The organism is Fusobacterium ulcerans ATCC 49185, from assembly GCF_900683735.1.
Classification (GTDB): domain Bacteria; phylum Fusobacteriota; class Fusobacteriia; order Fusobacteriales; family Fusobacteriaceae; genus Fusobacterium_A; species Fusobacterium_A ulcerans_A.
In genome coordinates, this window is the sequence record NZ_LR215979.1 from 727,484 (window position 1) to 743,651 (window position 16,168).

At 29.5% G+C, this 16,168-nt stretch carries 26 protein-coding genes; all 26 read left to right on the forward strand.

All coding sequences use genetic code 11. The features are described 5' to 3' along the window. The 26 genes from E0E45_RS03310 (at nt 1) to E0E45_RS03420 (ending at nt 16,164) form a co-directional block, all read left to right on the forward strand. A complete protein-coding gene (locus E0E45_RS03310; RefSeq protein ID WP_130889845.1) occupies nt 1-807 on the forward strand; it encodes an ATP-binding protein in 807 nt (268 codons plus the stop codon). A gap of 92 nt (nt 808-899) precedes the next feature. After that, on the forward strand, nt 900-1,229 hold the full coding sequence (locus E0E45_RS03315; protein ID WP_130889846.1) for a hypothetical protein: 330 nt from the start codon (nt 900-902) through the stop codon (nt 1,227-1,229). A 16-nt stretch (nt 1,230-1,245) separates the two neighbouring features. Next, nucleotides 1,246-1,380, forward strand: a complete 135-nt coding sequence (locus E0E45_RS17800) for a transcriptional regulator (protein WP_232044046.1) — start codon at nt 1,246-1,248, stop codon at nt 1,378-1,380. Between the two features lie 104 nt (nt 1,381-1,484). Continuing rightward, the gene (locus E0E45_RS03320; RefSeq protein WP_130889847.1) at nt 1,485-1,787 is read left to right on the forward strand and encodes a hypothetical protein; all 303 of its coding nucleotides are present in this window, start codon (nt 1,485-1,487) and stop codon (nt 1,785-1,787) included. Between the two features lie 13 nt (nt 1,788-1,800). Beyond that, nucleotides 1,801-2,277, forward strand: a complete 477-nt coding sequence (locus E0E45_RS03325; protein WP_130889848.1) for a toxin-antitoxin system YwqK family antitoxin — start codon at nt 1,801-1,803, stop codon at nt 2,275-2,277. A 20-nt stretch (nt 2,278-2,297) separates the two neighbouring features. Next, nucleotides 2,298-2,585 (forward strand): hypothetical protein, encoded by a 288-nt coding sequence (locus E0E45_RS03330; RefSeq protein ID WP_130889849.1) that lies wholly within the window; start codon nt 2,298-2,300, stop codon nt 2,583-2,585. Nucleotides 2,586-2,653: 68 nt separating this feature from the next. Continuing rightward, nucleotides 2,654-3,079: a DUF1492 domain-containing protein gene (locus tag E0E45_RS03335; RefSeq protein ID WP_130889850.1), complete on the forward strand. Its 426-nt coding sequence runs from the start codon at nt 2,654-2,656 to the stop codon at nt 3,077-3,079. Nucleotides 3,080-3,170: 91 nt separating this feature from the next. Then, nucleotides 3,171-3,500, forward strand: coding sequence for a hypothetical protein (locus E0E45_RS03340; protein WP_130889851.1), 330 nt, complete (start codon nt 3,171-3,173; stop codon nt 3,498-3,500). A 130-nt stretch (nt 3,501-3,630) separates the two neighbouring features. Further along, nucleotides 3,631-4,266, forward strand: coding sequence for a hypothetical protein (locus tag E0E45_RS03345; protein ID WP_130889852.1), 636 nt, complete (start codon nt 3,631-3,633; stop codon nt 4,264-4,266). A gap of 25 nt (nt 4,267-4,291) precedes the next feature. Then, nucleotides 4,292-4,729 (forward strand): hypothetical protein, encoded by a 438-nt coding sequence (locus E0E45_RS03350; RefSeq protein WP_130889853.1) that lies wholly within the window; start codon nt 4,292-4,294, stop codon nt 4,727-4,729. 47 nt (nt 4,730-4,776) lie between these two features. Continuing rightward, the gene (locus E0E45_RS03355) at nt 4,777-5,208 is read left to right on the forward strand and encodes an endonuclease (RefSeq protein ID WP_130889854.1); all 432 of its coding nucleotides are present in this window, start codon (nt 4,777-4,779) and stop codon (nt 5,206-5,208) included. Between the two features lie 91 nt (nt 5,209-5,299). Next, complete coding sequence (locus tag E0E45_RS03360) at nt 5,300-5,791, forward strand: phage terminase small subunit P27 family (protein WP_130889855.1); 492 nt, start codon at nt 5,300-5,302, stop codon at nt 5,789-5,791. Between the two features lie 3 nt (nt 5,792-5,794). After that, a complete protein-coding gene (locus E0E45_RS03365) occupies nt 5,795-7,501 on the forward strand; it encodes a terminase large subunit (protein ID WP_130889856.1) in 1,707 nt (568 codons plus the stop codon). Nucleotides 7,502-7,523: 22 nt separating this feature from the next. Beyond that, nucleotides 7,524-8,744 (forward strand): phage portal protein, encoded by a 1,221-nt coding sequence (locus tag E0E45_RS03370; protein ID WP_130889857.1) that lies wholly within the window; start codon nt 7,524-7,526, stop codon nt 8,742-8,744. Beyond that, nucleotides 8,737-9,480 carry a head maturation protease, ClpP-related gene (locus E0E45_RS03375; RefSeq protein ID WP_130889858.1) on the forward strand — a complete coding sequence of 248 codons (744 nt, stop codon included), beginning with the start codon at nt 8,737-8,739 and terminating at the stop codon, nt 9,478-9,480. The genes E0E45_RS03370 and E0E45_RS03375 overlap by 8 nt, the downstream gene beginning before the upstream one ends. Nucleotides 9,481-9,482: 2 nt before the next feature. Beyond that, nucleotides 9,483-10,616, forward strand: a complete 1,134-nt coding sequence (locus E0E45_RS03380; protein WP_130889859.1) for a phage major capsid protein — start codon at nt 9,483-9,485, stop codon at nt 10,614-10,616. Continuing rightward, the gene (locus tag E0E45_RS03385; protein WP_130889860.1) at nt 10,607-10,885 is read left to right on the forward strand and encodes a head-tail connector protein; all 279 of its coding nucleotides are present in this window, start codon (nt 10,607-10,609) and stop codon (nt 10,883-10,885) included. The genes E0E45_RS03380 and E0E45_RS03385 overlap by 10 nt, the downstream gene beginning before the upstream one ends. Then, the gene (locus E0E45_RS03390) at nt 10,886-11,221 is read left to right on the forward strand and encodes a head-tail adaptor protein (protein ID WP_130889861.1); all 336 of its coding nucleotides are present in this window, start codon (nt 10,886-10,888) and stop codon (nt 11,219-11,221) included. Nucleotides 11,222-11,226: 5 nt separating this feature from the next. Continuing rightward, a complete protein-coding gene (locus tag E0E45_RS03395) occupies nt 11,227-11,541 on the forward strand; it encodes an HK97 gp10 family phage protein (protein ID WP_232044047.1) in 315 nt (104 codons plus the stop codon). A gap of 104 nt (nt 11,542-11,645) precedes the next feature. Further along, entirely contained in the window at nt 11,646-12,080 is a 435-nt protein-coding gene (locus E0E45_RS03400; protein ID WP_130889862.1) for a phage tail terminator family protein, read from the forward strand. Between the two features lie 9 nt (nt 12,081-12,089). Next, a complete protein-coding gene (locus tag E0E45_RS03405; RefSeq protein ID WP_130889863.1) occupies nt 12,090-13,154 on the forward strand; it encodes a phage tail sheath C-terminal domain-containing protein in 1,065 nt (354 codons plus the stop codon). A 12-nt stretch (nt 13,155-13,166) separates the two neighbouring features. Continuing rightward, nucleotides 13,167-13,601, forward strand: a complete 435-nt coding sequence (locus E0E45_RS03410; protein WP_130889864.1) for a phage tail tube protein — start codon at nt 13,167-13,169, stop codon at nt 13,599-13,601. A gap of 18 nt (nt 13,602-13,619) precedes the next feature. Continuing rightward, nucleotides 13,620-13,865: a hypothetical protein gene (locus tag E0E45_RS17805; protein WP_232044048.1), complete on the forward strand. Its 246-nt coding sequence runs from the start codon at nt 13,620-13,622 to the stop codon at nt 13,863-13,865. Nucleotides 13,866-13,898: 33 nt separating this feature from the next. Continuing rightward, on the forward strand, nt 13,899-14,033 hold the full coding sequence (locus E0E45_RS17995) for a hypothetical protein (protein ID WP_269472028.1): 135 nt from the start codon (nt 13,899-13,901) through the stop codon (nt 14,031-14,033). Between the two features lie 17 nt (nt 14,034-14,050). Further along, entirely contained in the window at nt 14,051-14,188 is a 138-nt protein-coding gene (locus tag E0E45_RS17560) for a hypothetical protein (protein ID WP_172604140.1), read from the forward strand. Nucleotides 14,189-14,292: 104 nt separating this feature from the next. After that, nucleotides 14,293-16,164 (forward strand): hypothetical protein, encoded by a 1,872-nt coding sequence (locus E0E45_RS03420; RefSeq protein WP_130889865.1) that lies wholly within the window; start codon nt 14,293-14,295, stop codon nt 16,162-16,164. Nucleotides 16,165-16,168 lie beyond the last annotated feature (4 nt).

Genomic DNA, 16,168 nt, shown 5'->3' on the forward strand with positions numbered 1-16,168 from the left:
GTGAAAAAATGTGAACATTGTGGAAAAGAGTATATAGAAAATCCTAGTATTCATGAGGCATTACCAGAATACATAAAAGAAAAAATAAAGCTTATTCCATCTTGTGACTGTTTGGAAAAACAAAGAGAAAAAGAACTGAAAGAGCTAGAAAAAAAGAGACTTCAAGAATGTATCATGAACAGAGTAAAAAAATATAAAGATATTTCTGTAATAGATTCTAAATTCTTAAAAAGCAAATTTGAAAATGCTGATATGAGTGAAAAACATATGGTTTTAGTTAAAAGATATGCAGATAATTTTTTAGTAAAGGACAAACCAATAGGTATGTTACTTTATGGTGATGTAGGTATTGGAAAAACATTTGCTATAGCTTGCATAGCTAACTATCTCATGGAGAAAGGGAAAACAGTCCTTGCAATGAATTTAGCTTTATATCTTGGAAAGTTAAGAAGAGAATGGGATGAAGCAGAGCAAGATATATTAAAGCAAGCTGAAACTTGTGATCTTTTGGTAATCGATGACTTTGGGGCAGAAAAAGGACTGGATGGCAACCAAACAGGGTGGAGAGCAGAGAAAATATACAACTTGATTGATGCTAGATACAGAGCAGAAAAACCTTTAATTATATCAACTAACTTAAATTTTGACAAAGATGAAAAAAAATGTGAAATAACAGAAAAATTCTCTAGTCAAGGAAAGAACAGAATAAGAGATAGAATAATTGATATGTGTTTTCCTGTAAAGGTAGAAGGAAGCAGTAAAAGAGGAAAAATAATTGGAGAAAATTTTAAGAACTTTATGTCATAAAAATAAAAAATAATTCTAAAGCTGTGAAATTGATTTTAAAAGAATTACAAGATATGGAAAAATTAAAATAAAAATGTAAGAGAGGAGAAAAGATGAAACTAGAAGAAAAAACACTAACTATACAGTTTTTAAAAGATTCAAATAAAGTTTGTTTCAGAGAAATTACTGAGATTATTAAAATTTCAGAAGAAGGTTTCAAAGAAAAAAGCAATCTTTTAAGAGAATTTGATATTCCATCAGAATATAAACAATCTATCCTGTATTTAGAGGAACTTATAAAAACTTTTGAAATTTTTAGTTTTTATAAATTTAGTGAAGAATATGAAGTTCTTTACATAGAAGAGGAAAATATTTATGGAGATATTATTCAAATATATAAAAGTATGTTTGATAGAGAAGATTTGATTATGAGAACTAAATAATTAGGGAGGAATAAAAATGACTAAGAGAGAGCAAATAGTAAAAATGTTAAAAGATAGAGAATTATGTGATTGTGAAATAGCAGTTCATTTTGATGAAAATGGAGAAATTGATCAAGCCACAATAACAAGAAATATAGAATTTGAAGAATAATACTTATAAGAACTAAAGTACATTGGCAAGTGAATAATTTGAGGAATGCTATGTTATTACATGGTATAATAACATCATGAAAATATTTATGGAGGAGTGATTTTATGAAAAAATTTTTATTAATTTTATCAGTTGTATTTTTATTAACAACAGAAGTTTCAACATTTGCATGTTCAGATAAAAATTTGCATGAGGAAGTACAAGTAATACTTAAGATGAAAGATGGTCTAATGTATATAAAAGATAAAAAATTAATTGTAAAAGGTCAAACATTGCTTTCATTACTTTTATTGCTAAATGATTTTGATAAAACAAAAATAGAAGAGCAAATAGAAACACTTGGATTTTTACTTGCAACATATGCAGTGAATCATGGTTTAGATTTGGAATTATCAGAAGAACAATAATAGGAGTGGATGTATGAAAAAAATTGTATTAATATTAATTATGTTTTTGTTAACATTAACAGGATGTGGCAAAGAAAGAATTGAAGACAATTCAAAAAGAGAAATAAAAAATGATAAAATTTATGTAATAGGTGAAAATAAACCATATACAGGAGTATTTATTAAAAAATATGAAAATGGTGACTTAGCAAAAATAAATAGATTTAAAAATGGTATTTTACATGGGAAACAAGAAACATATTATAAAGATGGTCAATTAGCATTAATAGATGTATGCAAAAATGGTCAATTAGATGGAGCTCATAAAGGTTATTATGAAAATAGAAATTTAAAAACTGAAGCCACATATAGAAATGGAAAATATAATGGGTCTGTAAGAGTTTATTATGAAAATGGTCAATTATGGAGTGAATCAAAATACAAGAATGGTGAAAAAATAGCTCCAACAAACTGGTATGATGAGAATGGGAATCCTAAACCTTCTTTATAAAAATTTGAAAGGAATGATTTATGAAAGATAAGCCCACTAAAATTATATTTCTAATTGGGTTTATAATATTGGCAATTATTTTTTATACAAGAGAAGTTGATATCTCTAGAAAAAGGGCACTGCTAACTATTGTTTACCTTGAAAGAGAGTATATACCATATACAGGTACAATAATAGGAAGGCATAAGAATGGAATTATTCACAAAGAAGAAAGATATATTTTAGGATTAAGAATGGGATTACAAAGAATTTATGATGAAGAAGGAGATATAATAAGGGCTCAATATATTGGATATAGTCCAATTTAATATAGTTATTTTACCCCTCAGATTATTCAGTTGAGGGGTTTTTTAATAACAAATTGAGGTGAAACAAAATGACAAAGAAAGAATATCTTAGACAAGGATTTAAGTTAAAAAGAGAGATTGAACATGATAAAGAAATTTTAAAAGAATTGCAGGCAAATTTAGATGGACTTAAAGCTATGCAAAATTCAGAAAGAGTTCAGGGTGGACCTACTAAAGATGACAGTAATATAGTCAATAGAATGAATAAAATTATAGAATTAGAAAACAGAATAAAATATAAGATATGCAAACTTGATGATTTTCAACAAAAATTATTGTCAGAATTAGAAAAAATAGAGAATATAGATGAGAAAGTTTTGATGGAGAGTAAATATATTCTTAATCTTTCATGGGACCAGATAGCTGATAAAATATGCTATTCTCTTAGCCATACTTACAGAATTCATGGTAAAGCATTAGTAAATTTTAAATTTTATAAAAATGATAGTGAATGATAGTAAAAAATATGATATTATATAAAATATAGAAATAAGTTATTTAAAGTAATCTTTATAAAATATTGGACTTTTTGGAGGGAAATATAAAATGCTAAGAACTGATATAATTATTAGAGTTTCATTTTTAGACCAACTAAAAAAAGCTGTGGAACATCTAAAAAATGTAAGAACAGAAAAGAAAAGTGGACAACTTATTTTAGATCTTGTAAGTGATTGTAAAACAGCAGTCACATGTATAATAAATGCTACAAATGCAGATAAAGAAGAAAGTGAAATAGAAAAAGGTTGGAAAAAGATTTTTGATGACTTAGAAAATAGACTTACATTTGAGTCAGATATTTATAAAAACCAAGAAAATTGGGAAGGTTTCTTAGACGAGTTAGTAGAGACAACACAAAAATGTTTTGATAGTATATAATTACAGAAAAAGAGAAGAATCAGTAAAATGGTTCTCTTTTTAGTTTATTAAATGGATTTGATTAGTAGCTTTTTATTTGGTATAATATAAAAAAAATATTTTAAATAAAAACCATAGGAGAAAAGTTATTATGCCAAAGAATGAATGTAAATTTAAAGAAGAAACAAGTGAATGCCAATTTAAGGAAAATACAAATGAATGTGATATATTTAATGAATATGAAAAATTAAAACCTTTGTTAAAATTAGGTATTGCAGTAGAAGTTTTTAAGTATAAATGGGGAAAGTATACTTTAATGGCATTATTTTTTAGCTTAGGGTTTATTTTTGTTTCAGGAGTTATCTCTAATTTAATTGATATTAAACTTTTTATTGATGATAACAATAGGATGTTTCTACATTTAAAAGGTGTATTTGAAATATTCAATCTAATACAGTTATGGGTAGGATTGGGGTTAGGTATGGTTGCCATGGTCTTTAGTATAATTTCTATGTTTTTAAGTTTTTATAATTTAGAACTGCAAAAAGAGAGTGAAAAAAATATTAAAGAGAAACTAGATAGTATGACAAAGAATGTAGTTAAGGATGTTAGAGATGAAGTTAAAGAGAATCTTAATATAATAAAAAAAGAAATGAATGAGCATTTTACAAAAATAGAAGATACAATACTTGAAATTAAAAACAGAGTTCCTAAATTAAATATAGATATATCTACTGAAAAACCGCAAGAAACAAAAGGTACAAAATATTTAGAAGAAGAAGATTAGAAATTATTTTTGGTAGGAGATGAAAATGAAAATAAAAAAAGAAAAATTATATAATGACTTGAATTTTATTATAACTTTAAAAAATGAGCTTAATACTATTTATGTGCCATTGGAAGAAGAAAAAATAAAAATACCTTTTAATATATACTCACAATTTTTTGATAAAGAATCTGTTTATAATATAGAATTAAACTTGTATTATAGACCAAACAATACTGATGGAACCTTTAAGACATATAAAGTTGGGGATTATTTATTAGATAAAAATGGAATGAGAGAAAAGAATAAAGAAATAAATAGTAGAATAGAAACAAATATTGGGATTATAACAAATGCAACTTCAAAAATAGCATTGAATTTAAATATTACTTCTAATGAAGGAAATTATGATTTAATAGCTATAAGTGAAGATAAAATTTTAGCAACTAAGGGATTTAACATAAGAAAAAAATCAAATGATTAAAAAGAGAGTCATTAATTTGATTCTCTTTTTTATTTGCTGGAGGATATATGCTATATAAAATATGTGGCAGCTGTGGAAATAAAATAAAACATGATGAGATTTGTTCTTGTAGAAAGAAGAGGGGGAGGGGGTATGATAGGGAAAATAGAAATAAAGTAAATGCCAAGTTCTATAATAGCAGAGAATGGAAGAAACTGACTAGACTATGTAAACTTAGAGCAAATGGATTAGATCTATATGAGCTTGAGATAAATAAAAGAATAGTTAAAGGTAGTCTGACACACCATATAGAAGAGCTAGAAGAGAATAGAGGAAGAGCCTTAGATATTAATAATCTTATATGGGTAGGGGATAGGACACATGCCTTCATACATGCAGAGTATATAAAGAGTGCTGAAGCTAAAGAGAAGATGCAAGAAATATTATTTAATATTATAAAAAAATATACCTATGGGGGAGATAAAAAAAGTTTTGGGTAAGGGTTCGTAATACCGCATCCCCCATATTTTCCCAAGAAAATGCCAGAAATGAAATTTCAATAAAATTCAAAATAAAAAAGGAGGTGTTATCATGGCAGGAAGGCCAAGAAAAGTAATTGATATTTCAACAGGAAAAATTGGAAAAGAAGCAATTAAAAATAGAAAAATCCAGGAAGAAAAATTAAAACTTGGAAGAGAACAATTGAAAGCTCCTGAATGGCTTAGAGTTGAGGCTAAAGAAGAATTTGAAAGAGTTGTTGAAGAAGCAGAAAAAATAGATATCCTAGATAATTTGGATCTGGGAATACTTGCAATTTATTGTAATGCATATTCCTACTATGTTGATGTTTCTAAATTAATTCAGGAAAATGGTTATCTTGGAATGAGAACAACTAAATATGATGACTATGAAACAGTACATCCTCTTTTAATAGTTCAAGAAAAATATGTAAAACAAATAATGCAGTGTTCTACAAAACTTGGATTGGCCACAACAGACAGACTAAAGTTGATTGTTCCAACAAAAGAAGATCCAAAAGAAAATAAGTTTATAGAATTGATAAGAAATCGAAAACAAGGATAGCTTATGAGACAAGATAGAACAACATTATATGCAAAGTCGGTAGTTAGTGGTAAAAAAATAGCTGGAAGAAAAGAGTTTTTAGCATGTAAAAGACATCTTGATGATTTAAAAAGAAAGAAATTTGAGTTCAAATTTGATGTTGAAGAGGCAGAATTTGCTATTGATTTTGCAAATACCCTTATTATGAAGAATGGAGAACCTTTAAAAACAAGAGGTTTTCAAGATTTTATTATTGGTTCTTTACATGGATGGAGAAGAAAAAGAACAAAAGAAAGACGTTTCAGGGAAGCATATATTCAAGTAGGTAGAAGAAATGGGAAATCTTTTTTATCTGGAGAACAGGCAACATTCTTTAGCAGCTATTTAGGAATGAAAGACAGGATATTTTGTGCAGCAACAAAGCAAGAACAGGCTAATATAGTGTGGGATGATATTCGTAATTTTATAGAATCTGATGTGGATTTGATTGAATTATATAAAGTAAAAGAACATGATAGAACCATAAAAAGTTTAATTACAGATACAGTTATTAAGTCTTTGGGTAGAGATACAAAATCAATGGATGGTTTTGGAAATATTCTAGCTATTTGTGATGAGCTGCATGCACATCCAAATAACCAAATGTATAAGCTTTTATTAGATGGTCAAGCTGATGTAGATAATGCTTTAACTTTAGCAATTACAACAGCAGGCTTTAACTTAAACAGCTTTTGTTATGAACACTATCAATTTTGTGAAAAAATATTAGAGGGACTTGTGGATAAGGAGTCTCTTTTTATTTTTATTTGCGAAATGGATAAAGATGATGATATTTGGGAACCTAAAAATTGGTTAAAAGCAAATCCTTATTTCCTTTTCAATGAAGATGGGACAATAAATGAAAAGAAACTGGCTAGATATGCAGAGAAAGCAATTGATGCAAAAGAAAAAGGCGGAGAAGATCTTACCAATTTTTTAACAAAACAGTTGAATATGTGGGTTAGTGCAAAAGGTGGTCAATACATTGATTTAGCAAAGTTTAAAAGTTGTGAAAGTGAACTTACATTAAAAGACATGAAAGGAAGAAAAGCTTATTTAGGTTTTGACCTTTCCAAAGGTGGGGATTTAACTAGCATAGCTCTTATTTTCCCTATGGAAGAAGAGAAGGTTTATATCTATAGTCACTCTTTCATGCCTGAACTTAGATTGGCAGAACATGAAAAAACAGATGATGTACCTTATAGAATTTGGGTAAGAGAAGGACTTTTAACACTTACTACTGGGGGCTTTGGAGTAAAGACAGACTATAAGTTTATTATTTCACATTTGAAAGAAATTATAGAAAAGTATGAAATTGAAATCCTAGAATGCGGTTATGATGCTCATAATGCAGGGTCTTTTTTAAGTGATTTAGAATTTTTAGATTGCGATTTAACAGAAGTGAAACAATCAGCAAAATCTTTAAATGATGCAACAATTGATTTTGCTCTATCTGTAAAGGCAATACAAGTACTTTATGATAAGAGAAATAGTTTATTGAAATGGTCAATTGCAAATGCAACAACAACAAGTAATAGCTTTGGAGAAATTAAGATTGATAAACAAGCACAAAAAAATAGAATTGATCCTGTAGATGCAATTATTGATGCATGGAAAATTATGTTGCTAAATAAAAAAGAAGATGTTGACATCAACGAATCTGTAAAGGATTGGTTGGAGTTGATGGGATAAGAAATTATAAAGGGGGTGAAATATGGGAATTATAAAAAGATTTTTCAATAAAGATGCAACAAAAACAGAAAGTACAAGAATAACAGGAATGAATTTTGGAGAATTTTTTGGCTTGAAAACAGGAACAGATTTATCAGAAGTTACTTATTTCACCTGCTTAAAAGTACTCTCAGAGAGCCTTGGAAAGTTATCACTGCATTTAAAAGATAGTGATAATAATAGGATTACTAATCATGATGCATTACAGCGATTAAAAAATGGAGTAAATCCTTTTATGACATCAAGCACATTTAAAACTTTATTAGAATATTGGAGAAATCATTATGGAAATGCTTATGCATATCTTAGTTATGACCTTAATGGGAATTTAATTGGAATATATCCATTGGATCCGCAATATGTAAGAATTTGGATAGATAATACAGGACTTTTTAATGGCACAGAAACACTTTGGTATGAATATAATAAAGAGGGAAAGTCATATTTTTTTAGTAAAGATGAGATTTTACACTTGAAAGGAGGACTAAGTAAAGATGGAATAGTAGGTATGTCAGTGCGTGAAACACTTGCTACAACACTTCGAGGGGTAAAAGCTAGCCAACAGTACCTCAATAATCTCTATGATAGAGGATTGACTGCTAAAGCAATTTTAAGATATACAGGAGATTTGAATAAAGATTTGCAAAAAAAACTATTGGAAAAAATTGAAGATTTTATCAATTCAAAAACCAATCCTACTGGAGTTATGCCATTACCTCCTGGAATGGATGTTGTTCCTTTGGATCTTAAACTAACAGATAGCCAATTCTTTGAATTAAAAAAATTCACAGCATTACAGGTTGCAGCAGCCTATGGAGTAAAGCCTAACCATTTAAATAATTATGATAAGTCAAGTTATGCAAATTCAGAAATGCAAAACTTGACTTTTTATATTGATACACTTTTATATATTCTGACTTTGTATGAAGAAGAATTCAATTTGAAATTACTGACAGAAAAAGAAAGAGCACAAGGGATACATTTTGAATTCAATGTTGCAAGTATTTTAAGAGGAGATTTAAAGACACAGGCAGAATGTTTAAATAAATATGTTTCTGGAGGAATTTACACAATAAATGAGGCAAGAAAACGTGCAGGAATGCCTGAAGTTGAAGGAGGAGATGTGATTATATTAAATGGAAGCTATGTACCATTAGAGCAAATAGGAGCAGCATATCGAAAGTGGGGTGAAGAAAGTGAATAAAAAGTGGTTAGAAATTAGAAATCAAGCAGAAATTACAGAAATTTTTATCAATGGAGATATAGAAAATGATGCTCATAATGATGGTATCATGGAGCAATGGTTTGGCTTGAAAGATACAAATACATATCCATTAGAAGTAAAAAAAGCTTTAGATGAGGCAGATAATAAAGAAGTCCATGTTCATATCAATAGTTATGGCGGAGAAGTTTTTGCAGGAGTAGCCATTTGCAATATGTTAAAAAATTATAAAGGAAAAACAGTTGCTTACGTTGATGGATTAGCTGCAAGTGCTGCATCAATCATTGCTTTTGGTTGTGATGAAGTTATTATTCCAAATAATGCATACCTTATGATACACAGAGTAAGTTGTGGAGTTTTTGGAAATGCTGATGATTTGAGAACTCAAATTGAAGTTTTAGAAAAACTAGAAGATGGAATTGCAAATACTTATGAAGAAAAAGCAGTTGAAGGAGTAACCAAAGAGGAAATTTTAAATTTAATGAAAGAAGAAACATGGTTCACAGGTAAAGATGCAGTAAAATATTTCAATATAACTTTAGAGCAAGGAAGTAACTTTGTAAATTATGTTGGGACAAATCAGAAATTTAAGAATATTCCAAAAGAAATTATAAATAAAACAGATCATAAAAATGATGAATTAAAAGCAAAAGAAGTGGCAAGACTGGAAAATTTAAGTAAAGAAATTGATATTACATTAGCCTTAGGAGGGATTTAATTATGAAAAAATCGGTAGAATTAAGAAAAGATGCAGAAGCAATGAGAAACAAAATCAAAAATTTAAAAGCAGAAAACAAAGTTGAAGAAGCACATGGAATGTTGCAAAGTTTAAAAGATATCGAAAACAAAATCAGAGAAGCAGAGTTGGAAGAAAGTTTAAATGCAGGAGGAGATAAGCAACAAGTGACAAATAAAAAAGAAATGAACTTAAATAGAATTTATAACAGAGTATTACTTGGAAAGTCAGTTTCAGAAGAAGAAATGGCTTTTTTAAATGCTGCAGGAACACCAGGACAAGTAGAAGCTACTGATGGAAAGGGAGGATACTTAGTTCCTACTGAGCAATTTACACAAATTAAAGAATTAAGAAGAACTTTAGTTTCTTTAAAAACTTTATGTAACATTGTTCCAGTTACTTCTTTTAAAGGTACAATGCCTATTGAAAAAGATGGAACAGGAGAATTAATTGCATTTGAGGAATTAAATGAAATAGATCAATCAGATGTGGATTTTGCACAAGTTGCATACAATACAGCAGACTATGGGGATATTATTCCTATATCCAATACTTTATTAGCAGATGAAAAAGCTAATCTAATATCATACATAGGAAAGAGATTTAATAAAAAAGCTGTTAACACTGAGAATAAAAAGATTATTGATTTATTAAATACTCTAACTGCTACAGCAGTTCCTAACTATAAAGGAATTATTACAGCTTTAAATAAAGATTTAGATCCTGCAATTTCTCAAAATGCAGTCATAATTACAAATCAAACCTATTTTGATATTCTGGACCAAATGGAAGATAAACAAGGAAGACCACTTTTAACAGTTAGTTTACAAGATGAAACTAAAAAACTGTTAAAAGGAAGACAAATAATAGTACTTTCTGATGTACTGTTACCAATGAAAGCAACAAAAGCTCCTGTATTTGTTGGAGATATGACGGAATTTGCAACATTCTTTGACAGAGAAGGGTTAGAGCTTGCAATATCTAGTGAGGCAGGATTCACTAAAAATGCTACTTATATCAGGGCTATTGAAAGATTTGATGTTAAAAAGGTAGATGGAAAAGCAATGGTATATTTGGAAGTGGAAACAGCAGCTGAGGAGGGTAGCTTATGCTTTTAGAAATAGAAGATGTAAAGGACTATCTCAGGATTGATTATGATGAAGATGATAATTTGCTGCAATCTTTAATGGTTGCAGCAGAAAATTATTTAAATGATGCTATATGTAACCTGAAAGAACATTTGGAAAAAGAAGAATTTAAAGAAAGAGCTAAAATTTTAATGTATGTAATTATCCAGGATTGGTATGATAATCGCGAAGCAGGGGAAAGCAAGGACTTTAATTATACAATAAGAAGTATGATGACACAATTGCAAGCAGGTGGCTAAATGAATAATATAACAAAGCGATTAAGGCATTCTGTAGAAGTATGGCATATGATAGATGGTAAAAATGAACTTGGAGAGAATGAAAAAATACCAGAAAAATTTAAAAATGCTTTTAGTGAAATTGTTCCTCAAAACTCTAGTGTGAAACAGGGACAGGCAGAAACGGAGAGTAACGAACATCAATTTAAATTCACATTTAGAAGAAAATCAGTTCAAGGAATTCAAAAGGACTGGTTTTTTATATTTGAGAAAGAAAAATATGAAGTTGTCTATTTCAACAGAGACTTTAAAGATAATCAATTCATTGAGGTATTCTGTAAAAGAATAGAGGAGTAAAAACTATGGATGGATTTAGCTCAAGAGATTTAGAAAATTTGGAGAGAGAAGTTTTAAGACTTGCAAAAAAGTATCCAAAAGAAACAAAGAAATTTTTACAAAATCAGGGAAATAAGCTAAAAGCAAGAGTAAAAAAGAAAGCAAAATCCAAATTAAAAGAAAAAAGTGGAAACTATCTGAAAGGGTTTAAACGTGGGAAAGTTTATAAATACAATCAAGAAGAGGATACAGTGAGAGTTTATAATAATATGCTACATGCTCACTTAATTGAATATGGGCATACAATTAAAGACAAGACAGGGAAAGAACATGGGTTTTAAAAAGGATATAGGATTTTAGAAGAAGCAAGAGCAGAATTTCAAAATGAATTTGTAAAGAATGCAGATGGATTGATGGATGAAATTATCAAAAATGGAGGTTTCTAATGGTTAAATTGAGTGAAATTTTAAAAGCAGTAAATGATAAACTTGCAGAAACCTTTCCTAAAGTTGAAATAGATAGTAAAGATATAACAGAAAAGTTTAATCGGCCTAGCTTTCGTACAGAGCTAGAAGGGTTAAGAACAAGTGCTTTTATGACAACTTATAAAGAACGAAATTTAACAATCAGAATTTACTATTTCCCTAAAAATATTGGAAAATCAAGAATAGAAAGACTAAAAATGATAGATGATTTAGAAGAAGCTTTTCTTGGAACTCTTTGGATAAATGAAAGTTTTGCTATTCCTGCAGAAAAGATTGAATTTGAGGAAACAGATGGGGTATTAATAGCAAGCATTGACAGTTATACAATGGAAGAGATTGAAAATGATATTACTGGAGATATGATGGAGGAACTAGAATTTAATTATAAAAGTTAGGAGGAAAAAATGGGTAGACCAACTATTGATATTATTTTTAAACAGAAAGCAATTACTGCAGTAAAAAGAAGTCAATTAGGAATTGTGGGATTGATTATAAAAGATCCAACAAAAGATTGGACAAGAAAAGAATATAAAATTATAACAGATATTAAAGATGAAGATTATACAGAGGATTTTTTGCAATTGGTAAAAGACTGTTTTCAATTCACTCCAGCTAAAGTGGTTGTATTTAATATAAAAGATGGAACTTTAGCAAATATACTGAAATTGGTAGCTCAAGAGAGAATTAATTGGTTAGGATTAGGGTATGATGGAGCAGAAGCTGATACGGCAACACTTGTTTCTTGGATAAAATCAATGAGAAAAGCAGGAAAAACTTATAAAGCAGTAGTTCATAAAGCTGTAAAGCCAGATAACAAAGGGATAGTTAATTTAATGAATGAAAAAGTTACATTTGTTGATAGTCGTGGAGAAGTAGAAGGGTGGCAGTATATCCCATCTATTTTAGGAATGTTGGCAGGGCTTCCAATGACAAGATCTGCAACAAGTTTTTTATGTAGTAATTTACAAGAAGTATCAATAATTGATGATATTGATGAGGTTATTGACAAAGGAGGATTTTGCCTACATAAAGATGAGGGAGATATAAGGGTTGCAAGAGCTTGTACATCACTACAGGAAATCACACAGAATGAAACTGAAGACATGAAAGATATTATCATTATCGAGTCTATGGACCTAATGAGGGATGATATTTACTCTACATTTAAAGGATGGATAGGAAAGTATAAAAATAAATATGATAATCAGGTTTTATTCTTTTCTGCAATTAATGCATATTTTAAAGAATTGGCTCGAGAAGATATCCTGGATAAAGAGTATAACAATTATTCAGAGGTTGATGTTGAAGCTCAAAGGTTAGCATGGTTAGCAGTTGGAAAAACAGAAGTTGAAGATATGGAAGATGAAGAAATTAAAAAACTGACATTTAAGAAAAAAGTATTTATGATGGCACAAATCAAAATATTGAATGCAGTAGAAGACTTTATATTTACCATTGATATGTTTTAGGAGGGGAGATAAATGGCAAAAAAAATGGATAAAAATAAAATATTGCGTGGTTCTTTTGGGGCTGTCTGGCTAAACAATGATGAACTAGGAGCAGCAAAGTCTTTTGAGGCTAAGATAAACTTAGAATATGAAGATATTGACATTGTGGGAGATTTAGGAAAGCATAAAAGATATATGGGCTTTACAGGTGAAGGAACTATGACATTACATAAAATAGATTCTTCTATTGCTGAGCTATTACATGAAGGAATTCAAACTGGAGATCTTCCTGATATAAAGTTAGTTGGAAAATTAGAAGATCCAACAGCATATGGGGCAGAACGTGTAGAATTTACTGGAGTAACAATAAATGAACTAATGGCTTTAAAATGGGCAAATAAGGAAATCAGAGAAGAAGAAGTTCCATTTTCTTTTTCAGGATATAGATTCATTGATATGATTAAATAATTTAGGAGGGAACATAAAATGGCTAAAAATATAACTTTGGAAACATTACTTGCAAGAAAGCAGCAATCAGAAAATGATAAAATGAAAGTATTTCTTTTTAATTCAGAAGTTCTGGGGGGAAATATTGAAATTATAAAACAAAAAGCAAGAGATATTATGAAAATTATGGACAGTTCAGATGAGAGAGGGATGGAGGCTTCAAATGAAATGAATTGTAAGATAATTTTAAAACATTGTCCAATCTTTAGAGAAAAAGAATTATAAACAGCTTATGGAGTAGCAGAACCTCACGAATTAGTGATTAAAGTTTTTGATGAAAATTTGGGAGAGATTGGAAAACTAGCAGAGAAAATACTGGGGATTTATGGGTTAGCAGATGAAAAGAAAAAATCAAATTTAATTGAAGAAGAGGTTGAAGAAATAAAAAACTAATATTGGGGGATGCTGAAATGGCATTCCTCTCTTTTTATACATTGAAAGGATTTAAAATAGATTACTTATTAAATTTAAATATAACTGAAAAGATGTTTATGTTTGCAACAATGGAGCTGGAGATTGAAAGAATGAATAAAGAAGTAAAATTATAGCTTTGTAAAATTGATTTTAAAGCCTTTCAAAACTTGGGTGAAAGTATTGTGAAAGGCTTCCAAATGAGTTTTATAAACAAATAGCAAAATTTAGGGGGTGAAAAATGGCTAAAAATATAAATGTCTTATTGAGCTTGAAAGACCAATTTACAAAACCATTACAAAATGCAACTAAAAATACAAAAGTACTGGATAACCATTTGCAGAAAGCAAGTAATAAAGTAAAAGCTTTTGGGAATGCAACAAAAGAAGCGATGAAGACAGCAGCAAAGTATACAGCAATAGGATTTGGTGCATTAACTGCAGCAGCAGGGGTATTTATAAAGCAATCTATTGATGCAGCAAAAGATAAATTGAAAGTAGATAGATTACTTGAAGCAAATTTGAAGAGAACAAAGAATTTTTCAATAGAAAGAATGTCAGCACTCAAGGATGAAGCAGGAGCTTTACAAGATTTGGGAGTAGTTGGAGATGATGTTATACTTGCAGGAGCAGGACAGCTTGCTATGTATAAATTGAATTATGATCAAATTAAAAAAACTATGCCTATTTTGGGTGATATGGTGGCTAAAGAAAAAGGATTTAATGCAACACAAGAAGATAGTATCGCTATGGCAGATGCTATTGGAAAAGCTTTGGATGGTAAAACTAAAGGGCTATTAAAATATGGAGTTCAATTGACAAAAGCAGAAGAAAAGGTTTTTAAAACAATGAAGGCTGAAAAAAGATTGGATTTTATCACTAAAAAATTAAATACATCTATAGGAGGAACAAATAAAGCTTTAAGAGAAACTGATGAAGGGAAAATAATTTCAGCACAAGGAGCTTTTGGAGACATGCAGGCAGAAGTAGGAAAGAAACTTATGCCTTATTTAGGTAAATTAGCTGTATGGTTTCATTCTAAAATTCCAGGTATACAAGATTTGATATTGGGAACTGCTGATAAAGTAGAACAGCTTATTATAAAAATTGATCCATATGTTACACAAATCAAGCAGTTGTTTGGCAGCTTATGGGATAAAGGAAAACCTGCACTTGAAGAATTTAAAAATATATTATTGGAAGGAGCAGGACAGGCTATAGATATTGCACAAAGCATTATCGATAACTGGGACAGGATAAGTCCAATAGTTTATACTGTGGTTGGTGCTTTGGCTGCATATAAAACTGTCATGTTTATTTCATCTACTTACACTTTAGCTATGGTTGGAGCTATGAAGCTAAAAACTATATGGGATGGAATACAGGCAGCTAAAACTAAAGGGCTTACAATCCAGCAAATAGCTTTGAATGTTGCCATGAGTGCTAATCCAATTGGAATAGTTATTACAGCAGTAGCAGCATTAGTAGGAGTTGGATGGATGCTATATAAAAATTGGGATTTAGTAAAAGCAAAAACTTTGCAACTTTGGGAGATGCTTGACAATAATCCAATTGGGCGTGTGATTAAATGGTTTATTAAGTTTGTAAATCCAATTGGACAGGCTATTAATTTATTTTTGTGGTTAAAAGAAAATATTTATGATAACTGGGATGTAATAAAAAATAAATTTATTCCTATTTTAGAAATGATAAAAAATCCAGTAGATACGGCTAAAAATGCTATTGGTGGGCTTATTGATAAACTTAAATTTTGGAATAATACAGAAATAAAAGATAAAACTATTAATATTACAGAGAATAAAGCCTCAGATAAATCTAAAACTAGGACAATTGGAAGGAAAGCACTTGGAACAAGTTATTTTAAAGGTGGGGAAACACAAATAAATGAAGGTGGCAGAACAGAAACGGCTATCTTACCAGCAGGAACAAAAGTAATGAGCCATGAACAAAGTAAAACTATGATTGGAAAATCTAATCAAAAAGTAGAAGTACATGTTCATATTAGTGGAAATTTTATTGGAGAAAGGGAACATATGGAACGATATGCAGAATATACAGGAAGAAAAGTTATAGCAGCAATAGGTAATATGTAAGGAG